This window comes from Thioalkalivibrio sp. ALJ2 (assembly GCF_000378325.1).
Taxonomy (GTDB): domain Bacteria; phylum Pseudomonadota; class Gammaproteobacteria; order Ectothiorhodospirales; family Ectothiorhodospiraceae; genus Thioalkalivibrio.
Genome location: NZ_KB899560.1, coordinates 1 through 15105 on the forward strand (window position 1 = coordinate 1; position 15105 = coordinate 15105).

Here is a 15105-nt window from a genome sequence, read left to right on the forward strand (position 1 = left end):
CTGTCGGATGCGCGTTCGCGGATCCGGGATGCGGACTTTGCGGCGGAGACGGCGGAGCTGACCCGCGCCCAGGTGCTGCAGCAGGCGGGTACCTCGGTGCTGTCGCAGGCCAATGCGGTTCCGCAGAACGTGCTGGCCCTGCTGCAGTAAGCTCGATCACTCGGGCTTCTGGTTGAGGGTGGATGGCGAGGCCGCCATCCACCCCTTCTGAAGAGGACAGCGATATGAGTGATGGAATCGGCAGTATCACATCACCGCTGGTGGCAGTGAACCCGCGCGGGGGCGAGGGGGCGAAGGCCCCAGGTCCCGGTGCGGGTCCTGTTCGTGGCGAGGGGCGGCCGGAGGCCGTCGCGCGTGCGGGCGGAAACACGGAATCATCGGCTCGAGGTTCTACCGGACCTGCGATCGAGGCCATGGACATGGACATGGACGAGGTTAACCAAGTGGTGGAGTCGATCAATTCCTACCTGCAATCCACCAAGCGGGCGCTGGAGTTCAGCGTGGACGACACCAGTGGTCGCACGGTGATCACGGTAATGGACGGTGACCGGGAGCAGGTAATCCGGCAGATCCCGCCAGAGGCTGTGCTGGCCCTGGTGGAGCGCTTCCAGAGTGATCAGGAACTGGGTGGTACAGGCCTGGTGGATCAGGCCTGATGCCGTCCGGGGCGCGCCGCCCCGGTGCGCATGACGGTGGCCAGAAGGGCCGGTCCCGGGTTCGGGGTCGGCCCTTTTTGGTTGTGGTGGCGGAGGGTTGCCGGACGCACGGCAAAAAACTGCCGGCTGAGTCTAAAGCTGCGGGTTTTCCGGCCGTTACAGGCGCATAAAGAGGGCTAATCGAGCCCTCATTGCCTCAGCTTACGGGGCTTACAGGGAGGGGATAATGTCCCAGATCATCAACACCAATGTTCTGTCGCTGAACGCGCAGCGCAATCTGGGGAACTCCCAGGGTGCGCTCGCGCAGAGTCTGGAGCGCCTGTCCTCGGGGCTGCGGATCAACAGCGCCAAGGACGATGCGGCCGGTCTGGCCATTTCCGAGCGTTTTACCACCCAGATTCGCGGTCTGAACCAGGCGGTGCGCAATTCCAATGACGGGATTTCGTTCGCGCAGACGGCCGAGGGTGCGCTGGGGACCGTAGGCGATGCGCTGCAGCGGGCACGCGAGCTGGCGGTGCAGGCGGCGAACGATTCCAACTCGGCTTCGGACCGTCAGGCGCTGAACGACGAGGTTCAGCAGCTGATGTCCGAGGTCTCGCGGATTGCCAACAGCACCGAGTTCAACGGTGGCCGTGTGCTGGACGGCAGTGTGCAGGACCTGTTCTTCCAGGTGGGTGCGAACCAGGGTCAGACCATTGCGGTCAGCGGCGTGGATTCGCGGACCTCCGAGCTTGGTACAACCGAGGCGATCTCCGCCGCGCGATTCAGCCAGGAGCAGATCGAAGATGGATTCCAGTTCGTCGGACCTTTTGAGATCGTTCTTAACGAAGACGGGGCATTCACCGGTGAGGTGGTTACAGCGAGTTTTACTGGGCCGACCACGCTGGATGAGGTAGTGCGCGAGATCAACAGCGCGATCCAAGATGCCGCAGCAGGGAATAGCACTATCACCGATGCCGGCTTGAGTGCGGCTCTGCGCGTAGACAATGAGGGCAATACGGGGATTGTGATCAACGGGGCCTTTGATGCTGAATTCGACGTGCGCGATGACATTACGGTCACGGATTTGGACGGAGGTGCCCTGGCATATCCGGTCTTCGGTGATCCGGTGCCTGCAACCCAGGTCAACCTGAACGACATCGACGTAATCACTCGCGAGAGCGCTAGCCAGGCGATCGGTGCGCTGGACGGTGCGCTGACCCAGGTGAACAGCCTGCGCGCGGAGCTGGGTGCGGTGCAGGTGCGGTTCGAGTCCACCATCGACAACCTGGGTGTGAGTTCCGAGAACCTGTCGGACGCGCGTTCGCGGATCCGTGATGCCGACTTCGCGGCGGAGACGGCGGAGCTGACGCGGGCGCAGGTGCTGCAGCAGGCGGGCACATCGGTGCTGTCGCAGGCGAACGCCGTTCCGCAGAACGTGCTGGCCTTGCTGCAGTAAGCGGGGCCGTGCTGGCCATTGAATGATGGCACGCACGGCCTCGGGACCGCTGGCGCCGGTCGAGAGCGCTGCCCGGTTTCTTTAGGAGACGCTGATTGAATCGCACGTTCGCGCTCGAGTCGCTTTTGCGTGCGAACAAGGCGCGGTGACTGCCGTGCAGTCATTCTGCACAAAGGAGCCGCAACGCCGTTCCCGCGCCCGTTTTTGATCAACAACGGGCGGCCGAGCCCCTGCTTTCAAGGGCTTGTGGGGTTGGTGCCCCTTGTTCCCCGATCCTGCGTTGCGCCGCTTGCGGGTAGAACCACTACCCGCTGCACGACGCGCCTTGTCTCGGAAAACAGGGGGCACCAACGCGGACGTGCGATTCAATCAGCGTTTCCTTAGGCCGCATCCAAACGGGTGCGGCCTTTCCGTGTTGCAGCGGCGAAGATTTTTCGAAGTAGGGGATCAAGATTTGCGCTAGGCTGTCGTTATAGAAGGTGTACGTGCACAGAGGCGGTCGAGACGTCGACCTGCGAGGAGCAATACGATGGCAATCAGTGCGATGGGTGTGGGGTCCGGCCTGGATCTGAACCAGATTGTAGGCGACCTGCTGAACGCCGAACGCGTTCCCAAGGAGGAGCGCTTCAATCAACGCGAAGAGCGTATCGAGGCGCAGATTTCGGCCTTCGGAAACCTGCGCAACGGGATCGAACAGCTCCAGGGTTCGCTGCTGTCTCTGTCCGGATTCGAACTGAATCAGACGGCCTCGATCTCCGACGAGAGCGTGGCAACCGTGAGTGCCGATGGCACCGCCGACAATGGCGCCTTCTCGCTGCAGGTGAACCAGCTGGCGCAGGCCCAGGCCCTCGCCACCACCGCAGGGGATTTTGCGGACGGTGATGCCGAGGTCGGGGCCGGGCAGCTGCAATTGCAGCTGGGGGATAGCAGCCCGGTGACGATCAATGTCGAGGAAGGCGACACGCTGCGCGATGTGCGCGATGCCATTAACGAGGCCGGCGCGGGCGTGCGTGCGTCCATTGTGAACGATGGTAACGGCGCGCGGCTGGTGCTGAACGCCTCCGAGACGGGGGCGGACAACACGATCTCGCTGACCGCGACCGAGGACCCGGCCGGTAGTGGCCTGTCGCGCCTGGATGGCAGCAACCTGGTCGAGACGCGTGCGGCGCAGAATGCCGAGGCGGTAATCGACGGCGTGACCGTGACCAGCGCCACCAACACCCTGGACGACACCATCGAAGGCGTCACGATCGAATTGCAGGGCACCTCCGCGGCGCCGGCTACTGTCTCGGTGCGGGAAGATCAGAGCGCACTGCGAGAGGCTCTGCAGGGCTTTGTCGAGCAGTACAACACGCTGGTCGGACAAACCCGAGAACTGACGTCCTACAACGTGGAGGACGACGAGCCGTCCGTGCTGACGGGTGACAGTACCGTGCGGGGTGTACGCAGCCGCTTGAGCGAGGCCCTGCTGCAGCCGGCCGGAGTGCCGGATTCGGGGGTGCAGACGCTGGCCGAGCTGGGGATCGTCTCGAATCGCGACGGGACGCTGAATTTCGACACCAGTCGCTTTAATCAGGCAATGGATAACAACGACTTCGAAAGTATTTCGGAGGTAGTTCGTGAGGTCGGCGGGCGCATGGAAGAGGTGGCGAGGACCTTCGTTGGGCCGGATGGGCTGATTGGGAATCGGACCGATGGACTTCGCGGCGATCTGGAGCGTATAGAACAGCAACGGGAAAGGCTTGATGTGCGGCTTGAGCGAATGGAGAGCCGGCTTATCGGGCAGTTCTCTCGAATGGACTCCGCCGTTGCACAAATGCAGAGCACTGGTGATTTCCTGACCAATCAGCTGGCGAACATGCCGCTGGCGCAGAACAACTCTCGGCGATAGTCGCCGCCACGCGGTGAATGGATAACGGAGACAGACAGATGTACGGACCGGCATCGAATCGAGGGGTCAACCAATATCGTCAGGCCGGCGCGCTGGCCGAGGCGCAGGTGGCCAATCCGCACCGGCTGATCCAGATGCTGTTTGAGGGCGCGCTTGAGCGCATTGCGGTGGCCAAGGGCGCGATGCAACAGGGCAATGTGGGCCTGAAGGGCGAGAAGATCGGCAAGGCGATCGATATCGTCGAGTCACTGCGTGCGGTACTGGACCACAAGCACAACCCCGAACTGTCCGGGAACCTGGATGCGCTGTACGAATACATGAGCCGCCGTCTGCTGGAAGGCAATGCGCAAAACGACCCGGCGGCGCTGGACGAGGTCGCCAAGCTTCTGCGCGAGATCAAGGCCGGCTGGGACGAGATTCCGCCCGAGGAACGTCAGCGCAAGGCCGGTTGAGGCGTCTGACCTTGACCGCGGGATTGCCGCGTGCTGTCGTTCGCCGATCATGACGACAAACGATGCGGGTACAGAGGACTCCGGTGCAACGCTGGAGGATGCGGTGGAGGCCGTACGCGGCCTGATGGACCAGGCCATCCGCGAAGAAGACTGGGACCGCCTGGAAGAGCTGGATCTGAAGGCGCGTGTGCTGGTCGAGCGCGCCTTTGGCGAGGAGCCCGTACCGTTGCGCGATGACACGGGCGAGGCACTGCGCAGCGCACTGGAACGCCTGTCGATGTTCTATGAACAAACCGTCCCGATCCTGGCCGAGCGCCGCGGCGATGCCAGCCGCCAGTTGCGTGAACTTCGCGCGGGGCGGAAAGGCACCAACGCCTACGAGAATACCCGCCGTAACTCCATGCGCTCCGGGCCGATGAAGCCCGGCGGTTAGGGGCCTGTCCAACGTTGGATCGCGCAGAGGGCTGCGCTCCTACAGGTGGCCGTGTTGGCGTAGGAGGCCAGCCCTCTGGACGATGCAGTAGTGCTTACGTAGCCGGGCTCAGGCTGACGGGTTGGGGATGCGGCGCACGGACTGGACGCTGCCGAGGGATTGCAGGCGGTCGAACAGGGTGCTGAGTTCGCCGAGGTCGGTGATCTCGGCTTCGAGTTCCATGTGCACGCTGCGGTCGTAGGGGTCGGTGCGGGTGTTCACGCGCAGCAGGTTGATGCCGCTGGCGGAGAAGGCATTGCCGACTTCGCCGAGCAGGCCGGCGCGGTCGTGGGCCTCGAGCTCGAGGGTGATGGGTTCGCGTTCGGGTTCGTCGCCCCAGGAGACGGGGATCAGGCGGCCGCGCTTCTCCTCCGGCATGCGCAGGATGTTGACGCAGTCGCTGCGGTGGACGGAGACGCCGGCGCCGCGGGTGATGAAGCCGACGATCGGGTCGCCCGGTTGCGGGTTGCAGCAGCGCGCGCGGGAGGTCAGCAGGCCGCCGACGCCGCGGATGCGGATCTCGTCGTCCTGGATGCGTTCTTCGCGGCGCGGTTCTGCGGGTTGCGGGGGGGCCGCCTGTTCGGCACGGGCCTTTTCCGCCTGGCGCTGCTCGCGCAGCTGCTGGGAGATGCGCCCGGCGATCTGGTTCGTGGTGATATCCCCGGCGCCGAGCGCGATCAGCAGCTCGTCGAAGGTCTGGAACTTCATGGCTTCGGCGAGCGCATTGCGGTCCAGATTGGAACCGCAGCCCAGACGCTGACATTCCCGGTCGATCAGGTGTTTGCCGGTGGCCAGGTGTTCGTCCTGGTGCTGCTGGCGGAACCAGGTGCGTACCTTGGAGCGGGCGCGGGCGGTGTTCAGGTAGCCGAGATTGGGGTTGAGCCAGTCGCGGCTGGGGCCGCCCTCGCGGGTGGTCAGCACCTCGACGCGTTCGCCGGATTTCAGCTTGTAGGTCAGCGGGACGATATGCCCGTCCACCTTGGCCCCCCGGCAGCGGTGGCCGACCTCGGTGTGCACGGCGTAGGCGAAGTCCAGTGGCGTGGCGCCCTGGGTCAGGTCCATCACCTCGCCCTGGGGTGTGAGCACAAATACGCGCTGGTGCAGCGGCTCGCTCTGGATCTCGTCGAGCAGGTTCTGGTCGGAGTTGTCGGCGGCCTCCAGCAACTGGCGCAGGCTGCTGATCGCGCGGTTCAGCGCCTGATCCTCGCGCCCACCCTCCTTGTAGCGCCAGTGCGCGGCGACCCCGAGTTCGGCGAAGTCGTCCATCTCGCGGGTCCGGATCTGCACCTCGACGACCTTGCCCTCGGGGCCGACCACCGCCGTGTGCAACGACTGGTAGCCGTTGTCCTTGGGATTGGCGATGTAGTCATCGAACTCGCTGGGCAGGTGGCGCCAGTCGTTGTGCACGATGCCGAGCACGGTGTAGCAGGTGGCGAGCTCATCGACGATTACGCGGGTGGCGCGCAGGTCGTAGAGCTCGTCCAGCGAGGTCTGCTTGCGCTGCATCTTCTTCCAGATGCTGTAGATGTGCTTGGGCCGTCCGAACACGCGCGCCTGGATGCCGGCTTCGGCCAGCCGGTCGCGCAGGGTATGGGCGAAGCGCTCTACATACGTCTCGCGCTCAGTGCGGTTCTCCTCCAGCCCCTTGGCGATCTCGCGGTAGGTCTCGGGTTCGAGGATGCGCAGCGCGAGGTCTTCCATCTCCCATTTCAGCTGGCCCACGCCCAGGCGGTTCGCCAGCGGGGCGATCACGTCCAGGGTCTCCTGGGCGAGCACACGCGCGCCGTCGTCCGGCTCCTTCACGGTCAGGCGCAGGTGCTGCACCCGGTAGGCGAGCTTGATCAGCACCGCGCGCACGTCGTCGACCATCGCCATCAGCATGCGGCGCAGGCGTTCGGCCTGTTCCGGTCGTCCGACCGGGGCCTCGAAGCGACGGCTGACCAGGGCCGCGACGTTGACGGTCAAGCGCGCAATCGAGTCGCCAAAGCGCTCCTTGAGGGCGCGCTCGTCGATCTGTCGGGCCAGATAGGCGCTGACCAGGAGCGCGGCGGTGATGGTCTGCCGGTCCACGTTCAGATGGCGCAGGACCTCGGCCACGTCCAGCGGATGAGACTCCAGGCCGGAGGCATCCACCGAAGCCAGCGCCAGGTCCAGCGCATCCGCCAGCGCGGTTGCCGACGCGGCATCGCCGTTGGGCCCGGCAAAGCGCGCGACCAGCTGGTCGCGGTCCAGGCCCTGCAGCTCGGTGTTGGTGAGTAGCGAATGGCGCATGATCGCTAGGTATTGTACGTCAGCCGTCCGCCGGGCAAAGGCTTTGTCCGAAGGGGATTCATACGACGGCCTACCGGTTTGGCTTGCCATCGGACCCATGCCGGGTCACGATCGGATCATGCTGAACCTGTTCAAACTGGCGCTGATTCTGGCGGTTGGGTATGCCCTGTTCGTGGGGCTGATCTACCTGACGCAGGACCGGCTGATCTACATGCCCAGCAGCAATGTGGTCGGCAGTCCCGCGCATATCGGCCTGGAGTACGAGGACGTGACGCTGGAGACCGAAGACGGCGTGCGGCTGCAAGGGTGGTACCTGCCGGGTCCGGAGGATGATGCGCCGGTCTTGCTGTTCCTGCATGGCAATGCGGGGAATATCGGCCACCGCCTGGAGTCGCTCGAGCAGTTCCATCATCTGGGGCTCGCGGTGCTGATCATCGACTACCGTGGGTACGGCAACAGCCAGGGGCGACCTGACGAGGAGGGCACCTATGAAGATGCCCGTGCGGCGTGGAACTGGCTACGCGAGCATCTGGAGTACGAACCCGAGGAGATCGTACTGTTCGGCCGTTCCCTGGGCGCAGCCGTGGCGGCGCGGCTGGCCGAGACCAAGAGCCCTGCGGCCGTTATCCTGGAGGCGGCCTTCACCTCGGCCGCCGATCTCGGCGCGGAGGTCTACCCCTGGCTCCCGGTGCGGGCGCTGATCCGGCATGAGTACGACGTGCTCGGACGGGTGGGGGCGATCGAGGCTCCGCTGCTGTTTGCTCATGCGCGCGAGGACGAGATCGTGCCGTTTGCGCATGCCGAACGCCTGCTGGAGGCGGGCGGCGATGGGGCACAATTGATGGAGATGGACGGCGGGCACAATGACGCCTTTCGGGCGACCGGTTCGCGCTACATCGAGGGGCTGCGCGCGTTTCTGGAGGATGCAGGTCTGGAGCTGCGCCCGCGGGATGCGACGAATGGGGACGGGGAGTAGGTGCGGTGCTAGAATCGGCGTCTTTTGTGCCCGTCTTGAACGGCATGGACGCATGAATGCCTCAGCTTGAATTAGGCCCACCGGGTCTCGCGATCAGCCGGCAGGAAGGCCGGGGTGACGCACCGGTACTCACGCTGCGTTTCGGTCCCGTTACCGGGGCCACGTTGCGCCCGGACGGCATCGATATTGCCCTTGGCCTCGAGCCGCTGGAGATCCCGGAAGGCCGCGAGGCGGCGCCCGAGCTCTGGTACGCAGCGGGTGCGGTGCGCACCGAGCAGATCGATGACCTGATGCTGGCGCATGCGGGGGACCGGCTCGTGGGCTGCTGGTATCGGCCGCATGGCGCCGCCGAGGACCCCGGGGCCATCACCGAGCAGGCCTATCATGCGATCCTCGAGGCATGCCAGGAGCGGGGGTTCGAACACCTGGTGCGGGCCTGGAACTACTTCCCTGCGATCAACCAGGAACTGAACGGCCAGGAGCGCTATCGCAGTTTTTGTGCCGGGCGTGCCCGGGTGTTCGAGGCCCTGCCGGATTTCGAGCGGCACCTGCCGGCGGCGACGGCCATTGGCACGCATGCCGACGGCATGCTGATCTACTTCATCGCCATGCGCGAGGCCACGCTGCGGATCGAGAATCCGCGCCAGGTCAGCGCGTTTCGCTATCCGCGGCAGTACGGGCCGCGCAGCCCGTCGTTCGCGCGGGCGCGGATGAGCCAGGAGGCGTGCGGGGCCGCGGAACTGTTCATCTCCGGCACGGCCAGCATCGTAGGCCACGAAAGCCGGCACGCGGAGGATCTCGAGGCCCAGATCGACGAGAGCCTGCGCAATATCGGGGTGCTGCTGGCGGCGGCCTCCGAGGAGGGCGCTGTGGCTCTGCGCGATCCCGGCGACCTCTCGATGCTGAAGGTCTATCTGCGCCACCGGGCAGACGGTGCTCGCGCGCAGCGGCATCTGCGCGAGTGCCTGGGCGAAGACGTCGACATCCTGCTGCTGCATGGGGATATCTGCCGCAGCGAACTGTTAGTGGAAATCGAAGGGCTGTACCGCGAGGGCTAGCCCGCAGGCCCCGCCTCTCGCGGGCATTGAACTGGCATTGGGCGCGCGCGGCGCGCAGAAGGGGGAAGTGGATGAATGATCCGGGGTACAAGCCGCATCCGGTATTGAAGGACTATTACGGCGACGAGTCGGAAAAGCGGGCGTTTGTCGATGACCTGTTCGACCGGACGGCACCGCATTACGACCGCATCCTGCGCTGGGGCTTTCTGGGCACTGGCCAGGCGTATCGCCGCTACGCGCTGAAGCAGTCCGGCCTGAAGCCCGGTATGGATGTCCTGGATGTCGCGACGGGCACGGGCCCGGTGGCGCGCGAGGTGCGCAAGGTGGTCGGTGACGAGAACATCACCTGTGTCGATCCCAGCCGCGGCATGATCGACGTGGCCCGGCGCTCGATCAAGGCGCGCTTCATCGAGGGTCTGGGCGAGCAGTTGCCGCTGCCGGACAAACAGTTCGACCGCGTGTACATGGGGTACGGCCTGCGCCATGTGCGCGACCTGCACGAGCTGTTTGGCGAGTACTTCCGTGTGCTCAAGCCGGGCGGTCGCTGCATGATCCTCGAGGTCTCGCGCCCCAGCACGGAGCGCCAGTTCAAGATGGCGCGGTTCTACTTTCGCGACTTCATCCCGTTTCTCAGCCGCCTGCTGACCCGTGACCCGGATGGACATCTGCTGATGCGCTATTTCTGGGACACGATCAACGAGTGCGTGCCGCCGGAGAAGATCATGGGCGTGCTGGAGGATGTCGGTTTCTGCGACGTCGAGCGTGAAGTGCAGCTCGGCGTGTTCAGCGCCTACCTGGCGACGCGGCCGGCCGACTAGGCGGTTTGGCTCGCCTTAGGGTCCGCGTGGCGCCGGGCAGCAAGCGCGATGTTATCGGCCCCTGGATGGGGGATATCCTCAAGCTTCGCGTGCAGGCCCCACCAGAGAAAGGCCGGGCAAACGAGGCCGTTTGCGCCCTGCTGGCGAAGACGCTGGGCTGCTCGGCCCGTGACGTGACCGTCGTGGCGGGTGCGACCGCGCGCGACAAGACCGTGGCGATCGAGGGTTACGGCGAGGAGCAAATCCGCCGCGCGTTATCCTGATCGCCGGATACAATCAGCGTTTCCTCAATGGGGCCGCCAGGGCTCCCGCGACACTTCCAGGATCCCATGAACCGTCTGACGATTACCCGACCCGACGACTGGCACCTGCATCTGCGTGATGGCGATGTGCTGGGCAGCGTGCTGCCGGATACCGCCCGGCGTTTTCGCCGCGCGATCATCATGCCGAACCTCAAGCCGCCGGTGACGACGGTAGAGGCGGCGGCCGAGTATCGCGAGCGCATCCTCGCGGCGCTTCCGGAGGAAGCGGACTTCGAGCCGCTGATGACGCTTTATCTGACCGAGGCGACCACGCCCGGGATGATCGAGGCGGCAAAGGCCAGCGGGTTCATTCACGGCGTGAAGCTGTACCCGGCGGGGGCGACGACCAACGCAGCCAGCGGCGTGTCGGATATCCGGCGTTGCTACCCCGTGTTCGAGGCGATGCAGCGGGTCGACCTGCCGCTCCTGGTGCATGGCGAGGTGACCGATCCGGAGGTCGACATCTTCGACCGCGAGGCGGTGTTTATCGAACGCCACCTGCAGCCGCTGATTCGCGAGTTTCCGGACCTGCGGGTGGTGCTGGAGCACACCACGACCGAATCGGGGGTGGCGTTTGTCGAATCGGGCCCGGAGAATATCGCCGCGACCATCACCCCGCAGCACCTTCTGTACAACCGCAATGCGCTGTTCGTCGGCGGCATCCGGCCGCATCACTACTGCCTGCCGATCCTGAAGCGCGAGCGCCACCGCCAGGCCCTGTTGCGTGCTGCTACCGGCGGGCACCCACGCTTCTTCCTCGGGACCGACAGCGCCCCGCACCCGCGGCATGCGAAGGAGTCCGCCTGTGGCTGCGCGGGCATCTATACAGCCCACGCGGCGATCGAGTTCTATGCCGAGGCCTTCGCCTCTGTGGATGCGCTGGACAAACTGGAGGGCTTCGCCAGCTTCCACGGCCCGGATTTCTACGGGCTGCCGCGCAACACGGACACCATCACGCTGGAGCGGGTGGACTGGACCGTGCCCGAAGCGGTGCTGTTCGGCCACGACCCGGGCGTACCCCTGCGTGCGGGCGAGACGGTCGCCTGGCAGCTGGCGCGCCACTGACCTCGCGGCGTGACGGACCCGGCACCGACGGTGGCGGGTCCGAACCTCGAGCCGTCCCCGTGGTCCCCGGTAGTACAGACATTGTTTGCATGACGTATCCAATTCCGACCCCAGGGAGGGCACATGACCGAACCGGACGTACAACGCGGAACCCTGTGGTTCTGGCTGCTGATCAGTGTGGGGGTAGGCCTGCTGATCATCGCGCTGGGCGTGGGCCTGGAGCCGCATGGCGCGGCTATCCTGCGCGCGCCGCTGGAGTCGCCGGCCGCAGGCGCGCTGGCGTTTGGCATGGTGATGGTCTGGGCCGCCTATGGCTACGCATTGACCGCGGGGCGTGCCGCCGGCTCGCAGGAGCTGGGCGTGGTGTTCCTGAATCTGGCGCTGCCGGTGGCCTTGATCGTGCTGTGGAGCAACGAGATCTTTGCACTGGCGTTTTTCGTCGCCTTCGGCTGGGCCCTGACGCTCATCGGGATGGCCTTCCGCCTGTTCCGGCGCGAGGCGCTGGCCGGAGTCATGATGCTGCCGGTGATCGGCCTGAGCATGACGGCCATTCTGCTGTCACTGACCCTCTGGATGGTGCCGGCGTAGGGCAGCCATGATCTCGGTCGTACAGGGCGACATCACCACCCTGGAGGTGGATGCGATCGTCAACGCCGCCAACGAGAGCCTGCTGGGCGGCGGCGGTGTCGACGGGGCCATTCATCGCGCCGCTGGCCCCGAGCTGCTGGAGGCGACCCGGGCCCTTGGTGGCTGCCCGACCGGCGAGGCGCGCATCACCCCCGGGTTTCGCCTGCCGGCCGAGTACGTGATCCACACCGTCGGTCCCGTGTGGGAGGGCGGCCAGGCAGGCGAGGACACACTGCTGGCCTCCTGTTACCGCGCAAGCCTGGAACTGGCGATCGAATATGGCCTGCGCGAGGTGGCCTTTCCCCTGATCAGCACCGGCGTCTACCGCTTTCCCAAGGACCGCGCGGCCGGTATCGCGCTGGAACAGCTGCGGGCGCAGGAGGACCAGTTTCGCCGCCTGGTGGTCTGCGCATTCAGTGCGGCGGATGCGGATGTCTACCGCATCCGGCTCGAGCGGTGACGCATGCTGCTCTCCGAGACACAAGTCGAGGCGAAGCTCGCCGAGGCCGCTCGGCGGGGCGAGTTCGATGATCTGCCCGGGGTCGGGCGGCCGCTGGAACTCGACGATGACCGCGATGTGCCACAGGAGCTGCGGCTGGCATTTCGAGTGATGAAAAACGCAGGGTATGTGCCGGAGGCCGTGCGCCTGCGCGGCGATATCGCCTCGGCGGAGGCCTTGCTGCAAGCCGCTGACGACGCGGCCACCCGCGACCGGGCGGCGCGGCGCCTGCGGATGCTGCTGGATCGGCTGAACCAGTCGGAAGAGGGGCGCGGCCTGATCTCCGAATCCGGGTATTTTCGCCAGCTCTGCGAGCGGCTAGGGAAACACTGATCCATGTACACACTCGCGTTGGCACCCCAGGTTTTCCGAGACAGGGCGCGGTGCGTAGCCGGTAGTGGTTCTACCGACAAGGGACGCAACGCGGGATCGGGGAACCTGGGGTGCCAACCCCGAAGGGGCTCGGCCGCCCGTTGTTATCAAAAACGGGTGCGCGCACGGCGTTGCGGCTCCCTTGTGCAGAATGACTGCACGGCAGTCGCCGCGCCTTGTTCGCACGCTAAAGCGACTCGAGCGCGAGCGTGTACATGGATCAGTGCTTCCCTTGACGGCCCGCGCCGATGAACCAGCGTGATGGACCGGTTCGTGGCCGCGGCGCGACGATCCAGCCCCTCGCGCGCTTCGAAACCACCCACCGCGAAGCGTTTGACGATGGCTGGGTGGGCGACGACGAGGAGCCTCGGCCGCTGCGCACCGAGGTGACACCGGAGCACCCACGCAAGGCGCTGTCCTGGAACCAGTCGCCGGATGTCCCGTTCGAGCTGTCGCTGAACCCTTACCGGGGCTGTGAGCACGGCTGCGCGTACTGTTTCGCGCGACCGGCACATGCCTATGTCGGGCTGTCGCCGGGGCTGGATTTCGAGAGCCGATTATTCGCCAAGGTGGGCGCGGCCGACTGCCTGCGCCGCGAACTGGCACGCCCCGCGCACCGCGTGACCCCGTTGGCTCTGGGCATCAATACGGATGCCTATCAGCCCGTGGAGCGCGAGTGGCGTATTACGCGGGAGGTCCTGGAGGTGCTAGCCGAGGCGCGGCATCCGGTCTCGATCGTGACCAAGTCCGCGCTGGTTGAACGGGACCTCGACCTGCTGGGACCCATGGCGGAGGAGGGGCTGGTTCAGGTGGCGGTCTCCGTGACCACGCTGGATCGGGCGCTGTCGCGCCATCTGGAACCCCGCGCGGCCGCGCCCCAGCGGCGTCTGGAAACCATGCGGCGACTGAGCGAGGCCGGGGTGCCGGTGGCGGTGCTGGTCGCGCCCCTGATCCCGGTGCTGACTGACGGCGAGCTCGAATCGTTGCTGGACGCAGCGCGCGAGGCCGGGGCGAGCAGCGCCGGCTATGTCCTGTTGCGCCTGCCGCGGGAGGTGGCGCCGTTGTTCGAGGACTGGCTGCGCACGTACCACCCGCTGAAAGCGGACCATGTGCTGCAGCGCTTGCGCGAGGCGCACGGGGGCCAGTTGTACGATTCGACCTTCGGCCACCGGATGGTCGGGGCGGGCCCCTATGCAACACTGCTGCGTCAGCGCTTTCGCCTGGCCCGGCGCCGTGCGGGTCTGGCCGGCCGCCTGGCGGAACTGGATACGACGCGCTTCTCCCCGCCGGCAGCACCGGAGGCCGACCGCGGCCCCCAGATGGATCTGTTTTAGGAGTGCGCTACAGTGGTCGTCGAGCACATCGGCAACGGACACAGGACACCACCAGGGATGACCGACAAGGACAAGACAGGGAAGCGGCCGACCTGGTGGGGGCGCTGGTCGTTGCCACAGGGGCGTATCGGACGCTGGTCCGTCGGGCCGCTGGATATCTGGCTCGAACATACCCCGGCGGAATGGCGCCTGGGCCTGGACCGGCCGCGCGACGCCGCCGATGCGACGCTGGATATCGAGGTACCGACCGACGCCGAGTGGCCCGAGTCGCTCTCCGAGCGTCTGCGCTTCGCCGGTGCTACCGGCGACACCCAACCGGAACTGCGGATCGCTCTGGCCGACCGTCCGATGGTCAGTCGGCCGGAAAACCCGTTCTACGTGCCGGCTCAGGGCCGGGTCACGCTGTTTCTGAGTTCGCCCGCCTGGGTCCAGTTCTATCTGGGCGATGCGCGGGCACATGAATTCCCGGTCTATGTGCCTTCGGACACCTGGTTCGGTCCCAGTACGGTCGAGGGGGAGCTGTGCTACGCCACGCGCACCCAGGCGCGGCTGGCTCTGGAGGATGTCCCGGAGCGTCCGCACCGCGTGGTCACGCCGCTGACGATCCACAACAAGGCGCTCGATGCGCTGTTCCTGGAGCGCGTGAACCTGCCGGTGCCGCGTCTGCCGGTCTATGCCGATCGCCACAACCGCCTGTGGACCCCGGCGGTCCGCATGGAGCGCGAGGAAGACAAGGACATGGCGGCGATGAAGATCGATGCCGGGCCGCCCGCTGAGGCCGAGGGGGCCGAGCGGATCGCCGAGCCGCGCGAGGTGGGCGGGCGGCATGTGATGGTGCGGGCGTTCAGCGCCCTGTTCCAATAGGGAAACACTG

Annotated in this window: 16 protein-coding genes and 1 pseudogene; 16 read left to right on the top strand and 1 reads right to left on the bottom strand. The window is 66.0% G+C overall.

Annotated features, from left to right (window positions below; all coding sequences use genetic code 11):
- From F468_RS14355 to F468_RS0112455, 6 genes and pseudogenes are all read left to right on the top strand, one after another.
- Positions 1-150 (top strand): flagellin (locus F468_RS14355; RefSeq protein WP_255349417.1); only part of this gene is annotated, 150 nt, incomplete at its 5' end.
- A 230-nt stretch (positions 151-380) separates the two neighbouring features.
- Positions 381-656: pseudogene (locus tag F468_RS14775) on the top strand (flagellar protein FlaG); the annotation flags it as partial.
- Positions 657-882: 226 nt separating this feature from the next.
- Positions 883-2094: a flagellin gene (locus F468_RS0112440; protein ID WP_018995286.1), complete on the top strand. Its 1212-nt coding sequence runs from the start codon at positions 883-885 to the stop codon at positions 2092-2094.
- Positions 2095-2623: 529 nt separating this feature from the next.
- A complete protein-coding gene (gene fliD, locus F468_RS0112445) occupies positions 2624-3985 on the top strand; it encodes a flagellar filament capping protein FliD (protein ID WP_018995287.1) in 1362 nt (453 codons plus the stop codon).
- Positions 3986-4023: 38 nt separating this feature from the next.
- Positions 4024-4437 carry a flagellar export chaperone FliS gene (fliS, locus tag F468_RS0112450; RefSeq protein ID WP_018173933.1) on the top strand — a complete coding sequence of 138 codons (414 nt, stop codon included), beginning with the start codon at positions 4024-4026 and terminating at the stop codon, positions 4435-4437.
- 49 nt (positions 4438-4486) lie between these two features.
- Entirely contained in the window at positions 4487-4870 is a 384-nt protein-coding gene (locus tag F468_RS0112455) for a flagellar protein FliT (RefSeq protein WP_018995288.1), read from the top strand.
- Between the two features lie 108 nt (positions 4871-4978).
- On the opposite strand, the gene F468_RS0112460 is transcribed toward F468_RS0112455, so the two are convergent.
- The gene (locus F468_RS0112460; RefSeq protein WP_018995289.1) at positions 4979-7180 is read right to left on the bottom strand and encodes a bifunctional (p)ppGpp synthetase/guanosine-3',5'-bis(diphosphate) 3'-pyrophosphohydrolase; all 2202 of its coding nucleotides are present in this window, start codon (positions 7178-7180) and stop codon (positions 4979-4981) included.
- Between the two features lie 118 nt (positions 7181-7298).
- Here F468_RS0112460 and F468_RS0112465 point away from each other — a divergent pair, with 118 nt between their 5' ends.
- From F468_RS0112465 to F468_RS0112510, 10 genes are all read left to right on the top strand, one after another.
- Positions 7299-8156 (top strand): alpha/beta hydrolase, encoded by an 858-nt coding sequence (locus F468_RS0112465; protein ID WP_018995290.1) that lies wholly within the window; start codon positions 7299-7301, stop codon positions 8154-8156.
- A gap of 164 nt (positions 8157-8320) precedes the next feature.
- Positions 8321-9214, top strand: coding sequence for a hypothetical protein (locus F468_RS0112470; RefSeq protein WP_018995291.1), 894 nt, complete (start codon positions 8321-8323; stop codon positions 9212-9214).
- 71 nt (positions 9215-9285) lie between these two features.
- Positions 9286-10032: a class I SAM-dependent methyltransferase gene (locus tag F468_RS0112475; RefSeq protein ID WP_018994211.1), complete on the top strand. Its 747-nt coding sequence runs from the start codon at positions 9286-9288 to the stop codon at positions 10030-10032.
- 5 nt (positions 10033-10037) lie between these two features.
- Complete coding sequence (locus tag F468_RS0112480; RefSeq protein WP_231373187.1) at positions 10038-10295, top strand: DUF167 domain-containing protein; 258 nt, start codon at positions 10038-10040, stop codon at positions 10293-10295.
- Between the two features lie 66 nt (positions 10296-10361).
- Positions 10362-11399 carry a dihydroorotase gene (pyrC, locus tag F468_RS0112485; protein WP_018995293.1) on the top strand — a complete coding sequence of 346 codons (1038 nt, stop codon included), beginning with the start codon at positions 10362-10364 and terminating at the stop codon, positions 11397-11399.
- A 123-nt stretch (positions 11400-11522) separates the two neighbouring features.
- Positions 11523-11987 carry a hypothetical protein gene (locus tag F468_RS0112490; RefSeq protein ID WP_018139673.1) on the top strand — a complete coding sequence of 155 codons (465 nt, stop codon included), beginning with the start codon at positions 11523-11525 and terminating at the stop codon, positions 11985-11987.
- 7 nt (positions 11988-11994) lie between these two features.
- Entirely contained in the window at positions 11995-12486 is a 492-nt protein-coding gene (locus F468_RS0112495) for an O-acetyl-ADP-ribose deacetylase (protein ID WP_018995294.1), read from the top strand.
- 3 nt (positions 12487-12489) lie between these two features.
- Complete coding sequence (locus F468_RS0112500; protein WP_018139675.1) at positions 12490-12858, top strand: DUF1992 domain-containing protein; 369 nt, start codon at positions 12490-12492, stop codon at positions 12856-12858.
- Positions 12859-13145: 287 nt separating this feature from the next.
- The gene (locus tag F468_RS0112505; protein WP_018139676.1) at positions 13146-14231 is read left to right on the top strand and encodes a PA0069 family radical SAM protein; all 1086 of its coding nucleotides are present in this window, start codon (positions 13146-13148) and stop codon (positions 14229-14231) included.
- A 57-nt stretch (positions 14232-14288) separates the two neighbouring features.
- A complete protein-coding gene (locus F468_RS0112510; RefSeq protein WP_018139677.1) occupies positions 14289-15095 on the top strand; it encodes a hypothetical protein in 807 nt (268 codons plus the stop codon).
- The last annotated feature ends 10 nt before the right edge of the window (positions 15096-15105 follow it).

Excerpts from the sequence above, each read along its gene's own strand:
- F468_RS0112460 (WP_018995289.1), bottom strand. The coding sequence starts at position 7,180 with ATGCGCCATTCGCTACTCACCAACACCGAGCTGCAGGGCCTGGACCGC.
- fliD (WP_018995287.1), top strand. The coding sequence starts at position 2,624 with ATGGCAATCAGTGCGATGGGTGTGGGGTCCGGCCTGGATCTGAACCAG.
- F468_RS0112510 (WP_018139677.1), top strand. The coding sequence starts at position 14,289 with ATGACCGACAAGGACAAGACAGGGAAGCGGCCGACCTGGTGGGGGCGC.
- F468_RS0112495 (WP_018995294.1), top strand. The coding sequence starts at position 11,995 with ATGATCTCGGTCGTACAGGGCGACATCACCACCCTGGAGGTGGATGCG.
- F468_RS0112455 (WP_018995288.1), top strand. The coding sequence starts at position 4,487 with ATGACGACAAACGATGCGGGTACAGAGGACTCCGGTGCAACGCTGGAG.
- F468_RS0112440 (WP_018995286.1), top strand. The coding sequence starts at position 883 with ATGTCCCAGATCATCAACACCAATGTTCTGTCGCTGAACGCGCAGCGC.
- F468_RS0112475 (WP_018994211.1), top strand. The coding sequence starts at position 9,286 with ATGAATGATCCGGGGTACAAGCCGCATCCGGTATTGAAGGACTATTAC.
- F468_RS0112505 (WP_018139676.1), top strand. The coding sequence starts at position 13,146 with ATGAACCAGCGTGATGGACCGGTTCGTGGCCGCGGCGCGACGATCCAG.
- fliS (WP_018173933.1), top strand. The coding sequence starts at position 4,024 with ATGTACGGACCGGCATCGAATCGAGGGGTCAACCAATATCGTCAGGCC.
- F468_RS0112465 (WP_018995290.1), top strand. The coding sequence starts at position 7,299 with ATGCTGAACCTGTTCAAACTGGCGCTGATTCTGGCGGTTGGGTATGCC.
- F468_RS0112500 (WP_018139675.1), top strand. The coding sequence starts at position 12,490 with ATGCTGCTCTCCGAGACACAAGTCGAGGCGAAGCTCGCCGAGGCCGCT.
- F468_RS0112490 (WP_018139673.1), top strand. The coding sequence starts at position 11,523 with ATGACCGAACCGGACGTACAACGCGGAACCCTGTGGTTCTGGCTGCTG.
- pyrC (WP_018995293.1), top strand. The coding sequence starts at position 10,362 with ATGAACCGTCTGACGATTACCCGACCCGACGACTGGCACCTGCATCTG.